At 73.7% G+C, this 3,002-nt stretch carries 5 protein-coding genes; 1 reads left to right on the forward strand and 4 read right to left on the reverse strand.

All coding sequences use genetic code 11. The features are described from left to right. The 3 genes from HGA02_RS21850 to map form a co-directional block, all read right to left on the reverse strand. Window positions 1–173, reverse strand: a 173-nt coding sequence (locus tag HGA02_RS21850; protein ID WP_168679817.1) for an MBL fold metallo-hydrolase, incomplete at its 3' end; no start/stop codon positions are given. A gap of 83 nt (window positions 174–256) precedes the next feature. Then, window positions 257–1,042, reverse strand: coding sequence for a polyphosphate--glucose phosphotransferase (gene ppgK, locus HGA02_RS15010; protein ID WP_168679819.1), 786 nt, complete (start codon window positions 1,040–1,042; stop codon window positions 257–259). Continuing rightward, a complete protein-coding gene (gene map, locus HGA02_RS15015; protein WP_168679821.1) occupies window positions 1,039–1,911 on the reverse strand; it encodes a type I methionyl aminopeptidase in 873 nt (290 codons plus the stop codon). The genes ppgK and map overlap by 4 nt, the downstream gene beginning before the upstream one ends. Before the next feature lie 78 nt (window positions 1,912–1,989). Between map and HGA02_RS15020 the strand changes: the two genes are divergently transcribed. Further along, the gene (locus HGA02_RS15020; RefSeq protein WP_168679824.1) at window positions 1,990–2,163 is read left to right on the forward strand and encodes an SPOR domain-containing protein; all 174 of its coding nucleotides are present in this window, start codon (window positions 1,990–1,992) and stop codon (window positions 2,161–2,163) included. 27 nt (window positions 2,164–2,190) lie between these two features. Here HGA02_RS15020 and HGA02_RS15025 read toward each other — a convergent pair. Beyond that, window positions 2,191–3,002, reverse strand: an 812-nt coding sequence (locus HGA02_RS15025) for an endonuclease/exonuclease/phosphatase family protein (RefSeq protein ID WP_168679826.1), incomplete at its 5' end; no start/stop codon positions are given.

Below are 3,002 nucleotides of genomic sequence, written 5' to 3' on the forward strand. Positions count from 1 at the left end.
CCGATCTGGCCGCGCACGCCGTGCCCGTCGAGCACGTGGTCCCAGTGCGCGTGCGTCGACCACACGGCGACGGGCCGCCACCCGCGACGGGCGACGGCCGCACCGAGACCGGCGACCTCGCCCGCCGTGACCCCCGGGTCGACGACGAGCGTCGTGCCGTCGTCGCCCACCACCAGGCTGGACGTCGTCGCGTAGACCTCGCTCGTCGCGACGTGGACGCCGGCGGCGACCTCGACGAGCGGGCGCGGGCGCGTCGTCAGTGCGCCTTCGCCGCGAGGGCCGCGGCGCCCACGATGCCCGCCGCGTTCCGCAGCTCGGCGGGGATGATGCGGGTGCGGATGTCGAGCAGCGGCAGGAACTGCTCGTGGTGCTTGCTGACGCCGCCGCCGACGACGATCAGGTCGGGCCAGAACAGGTTCTCGACGACCGTGAAGTAGCGCTGGAGGCGCTGCGACCAGGCCGCCCAGTCGAGGTTCTCGCGGTCGCGTGCGGAGTCGGCGGCGCGGGACTCGGCGTCGAACCCGTCGATCTCGAGGTGCCCGAGCTCGGTGTTCGGGACGAGGCGGCCGTCGACGATGAGCGCGGACCCGATGCCGGTGCCGAGCGTCACGACGAGCACGACGCCGTCGACGTCCTTCGCGGCGCCGTACTTCACCTCGGCGAACCCGGCGGCGTCGGCGTCGTTGACGGCGACGACCTTGCGGCCGGTCGCCGCGCCGACGGCGGTCTCGACGTTGGTGCCGATCCAGGACTTGTCGACGTTCGCGGCGGACTGCGCGACACCGTGCAGGATCACGGCCGGGAACGTGACGCCGATCGGGACGTCCTTGTCGAGGTCGAACTTCGCGACGACCTCGGCGACCGTCTGCGACACGGCGTCGGGCGTCGCGGGCAGCGGCGTCGGGATGCGGACCCGGTCGGACGCGAACTCGCCCGCGTGCAGGTCGACGGGTGCGCCCTTGATGCCGCTGCCGCCGATGTCGATGCCGAACGCGACGTCGTGCTTCTTCTTGCCGTGCTTGGTGTGCTTGTCGTGGCTCATGGCAGTGTCAGGATCTCCGCTCCGGTGTCGGTGACCAGCAGGGTGTGCTCGAACTGCGCGCTGCGGCGGCCGTCGGCCGTCACGACGGTCCAGTCGTCGTCCCACATGACCCAGTCGGGCGTGCCGAGGTTGAGCATGGGCTCGATGGTGAAGACCATGCCGGGCTCGATGACGGTGTCGTAGAGCGGCGCGGCGTCGTAGTGGGGGATGACGAGGCCCGTGTGGAAGGCGGGCCCGACGCCGTGGCCGGTGTAGTCGCGGACGACGCCGTAGCCGAACCGGGCGGCGTACTTCTCGATGACGCGACCGATGACGTTGACCTCACGGCCCGGCTTCACGGCCTTGATCGCGCGGTCGAGCGACTCGCGCGTGCGCTCGACGAGCAGGCGCGACTCCTCGTCGACGTCGCCCGCGAGGAACGTCGCGTTGTTGTCGCCGTGCACGCCGCCGATGTACGCGGTGACGTCGATGTTGACGAGGTCGCCGTCCTCGACGACCGTCGAGTCGGGGATGCCGTGGCAGATGACCTCGTTGACCGACGTGCACAGCGACTTCGGGAAGCCGCGGTAGCCGAGCGTCGACGGGTAGGCGCCGTGGTCGAGCAGGAACTCGTGTCCGATCGCGTCGAGCGTGTCGGTCGTGACGCCCGGCTCGACGTGCCGGCCGACCTCCGCGAGCGCCTGCGCCGCGATGCGCGCGGCGACGCGGACCCGCGCGATCGTCTCGTCGTCGAGGACGTTGCTGCCGCGCCAGGGCGCGGGGCCGGGCTTGCCGACGTACTCGGGGCGGGCGATGGTCGAGGGGACGGCGCGGCGAGGGCTCACCGTGCCCGGGACCAGGGCGGATCGTGGCGCGTGCACGGGCGGCATACCTGGCAGTCTACGGACAGCACGAGGGGGCGGCCCGGCCGGAACAGGCCGCGGGCGGCGACGCGAAGGGAGCGGACGATGGCGACGCAGTACTGGTACAACACCGAGACCCACGCCGTGGAGGAGGGCCGCCAGAGCGACTGGAGCAAGCTGATGGGCCCGTACTCCACCCGCGAGGAGGCGGAGCACGCGCTCGAGCGGGCTCGGCAGCGGACCGAGAGCTGGGACGAGGAGGACCGCCGCAGCCGCTGACGGCCCCCGGCGGTCGGGCGGCCCGGCTCAGCGCGGGACGAGCCGCGCGACGACCGGGCGGTGGTCGCTTCCGCCGGTCGGCGGCAGGACGTCGAACGACGTCACCCGCCAGCGACGCCCGTCCACGAGCACGTGGTCGATGGGTGCCGCCAGCAGGGTCGGCGCGCTCGCGGGCCACGTGCCGTGCGCGCCCATGCCGGCCGCCCGTGCCGCGTCGACGCACGGCCCGAGCGACCGCAGCCCTGGGTGGTCGAGCGTCGCGTTGAGGTCGCCCGCGACGATCGCACCGGGTGTCTCCGCGCACGTGCGCGCGACGAGCGCGGTCTCCTCACGCCACGTCGGCATCGCCGACCGCTGGATCGGTGCCATGGGGTGCGCGGCGACGAGCACGGGTCCGTCGTCGACGGGCCCGGCGCGGAGCGAGCCGAGCCGAGTCGGTAGAGGGTCGGCGTCGGCATAGCGGCCGACGCCGGGGGAGACGAGCAGGGCCGTCCCGGCGATCGTGCGCACGTCGCCGGGGGCGGTGAGCACCTGCATCGGACGGCCGCGGTCGGCGAGCAGCGCGGCGACGTCGTGCGCCGTCCCGGCCGACGTCTCGGGCAGCACGACGACGTCGGCGTCCTGGGCGTCGACGAGGTCGGCGAGCGCCGGGGCGCGCACGACGTCGAGCGTGTTGAACGAGAGGACGACGAGCTCACCGTTCGCGGGCCTCGTCGCAGCCGCGGTCGTCGTCCCGGTGCCGGGCAGCGGGACCGAGCGCCACGCGAGCACGCCGGCCTGGCCGACGGCCCCGACCGCGAGCACCACGACGAGCGGCAGCAGGCGTCGACGGGTCCACG

Source organism: Cellulomonas septica, assembly GCF_012396155.1.
In the GTDB taxonomy this organism is placed as follows: domain Bacteria; phylum Actinomycetota; class Actinomycetes; order Actinomycetales; family Cellulomonadaceae; genus Cellulomonas; species Cellulomonas septica.